The sequence below is a fragment of the Oleiphilus sp. HI0079 genome (assembly GCF_001635105.1).
This window is the reverse complement of record NZ_LWFT01000020.1, coordinates 1-1631: the sequence shown is the minus strand read 5'-3', so window position 1 is coordinate 1631 and position 1631 is coordinate 1. Positions and strand designations below refer to the sequence as shown.

The window sequence follows — 1631 nt, the reverse complement described above, 5'->3', positions numbered from 1 at the left end:
GGAACCAACCTGTTGAGCCAAACCCTGTCGAGACGATAATCCCTGAAGAGCTTTGCATTTCCTCTTGACCATTCCAACGTAATGTATAGCGCGCGGAGGTGTGCGATTTCGGCCCAATGAAAAAGTCATTCACTGCTCGCATGCATTGCCCATCGTTCGTTTCAACTTTGGCAAACGTCACCTCTTTGGTACTAATACGCTTTACGATCACCGCTTGAACAACCGGTTGTAGCTCCTTCACTGTAAATGGCAACAACACGCCATCAAAACGCGCACTGTCTGGATTTATCCCGATTACCGGTTGGGCATCGAGATACTTCAAAGTATTCGCAACTAAGCCATCCTGACCCACCACCACCACGATATCTTCCGTGCCGAACTGATAACTCTGAATCATGTCTCGATCAATGCGCTGGAAGCGCCCTTGTTGTCGCAAATACGCTTCTACGCGCTTGATCTGATCCAGATACACTTCGTGCTCATCTAAGTAGTCGCGAACATCAATTTGATTGTGTTCAAGGTAGAATTTAGCTTGCGACCAGGAGTTGAACCGCGCGATCAACTCCTGCACTCGAGTCTTTCGAGTGATCATCACGAAGCTATTGTTGCTGTTGCTAGCCATTGGCTTTCACCATCTTGCTGAACAAATCAGGCGTAATCGTCAACTCGTTAATCTTACCTGCATTCTGTGCCAATGACTCAAAGGCCATTGCCATCAATTGTTCTGGATCCATCTGCGCCAATGCCATGGCTTTCAAGTTCTCAACGGGCAATTCCTTGAAGGCATTCATGCGTGAAGCGATACGGTATTTTTCAGCATCGGCTTCGACCCTGCTGTTGCTCGCTTTGGTTTCAACAAACTCACTACGCTGCTGTTCTTGCTCGATCTCGGATTGGATACGCTCTTTCTCCATCTGAGACTGTTGTGCAAGCAAGGTACGCTCATTTTCGACGCGACGCTCTTCCATTTCTTGCTGCTTATTTTGAACGGACAACTCCGTTTCCAATTCAGCCTCGCGAATAGTACGCTCCTGCTCAACCGCGGCTTTGCGGCGACCATAGATGGCATCGTCGCTTTTCTTCAAAATTTCCTCTCGTGCAACGGCCTCTAAGGCTTTTGTCGTTTCAGGTGTCGCAGCAATGTTGGAAATTGAAACGCTTAACACCTCTATTCCTAATGACGCCAATGAGGGCGCTGCCGCCAATACTTGCTCTAACATCCCAACCAAGGACTCAGAAGCCAAAAGCGCTTCGCGCAATCCTGCTTTCTGTATAGTCACTTGAACCGCCACCTGAACAATACGAACGACTCGTTCGTTCAAACGCATGGGGTCCTCAGAGACAAAAGACGCTCCATCCTTTGCCAAGGTAAAGTTCATCAAGCTTGCTGTTTTGTCAGCGTCCACCAAACGAAAGCTGACTTGGCCTTGCACACTAACCTGCTGAAAGTCGGCTGTCTGGAGCTTGAATATGAATGGAGCCTCCTGAACGTTCATAGGCAATGCAGCAATGGAAGTTGTTGCCGGGTTATAGAAAAAGCTTAATCCCTTCCCTTTCGCCTTCACTTTTCCGTTAACGGTTTTGACTGCATAGGTTGAGGCATCTGCCTTGTAGTATTTGATTGAAAACAT

Annotated in this window: 1 protein-coding gene and 1 pseudogene; both read right to left on the bottom strand. The window is 47.9% G+C overall.

Features of this window, described 5'->3' with window-relative positions:
• Positions 1-622 (bottom strand): annotated as a pseudogene (locus tag A3750_RS00460) (sugar kinase); the annotation flags it as partial.
• The coding region (locus A3750_RS00455) for an SPFH domain-containing protein (protein ID WP_068547921.1) at positions 615-1631 on the bottom strand (1017 nt) is incomplete at its 5' end. The pseudogene A3750_RS00460 and the gene A3750_RS00455, both read right to left, overlap by 8 nt.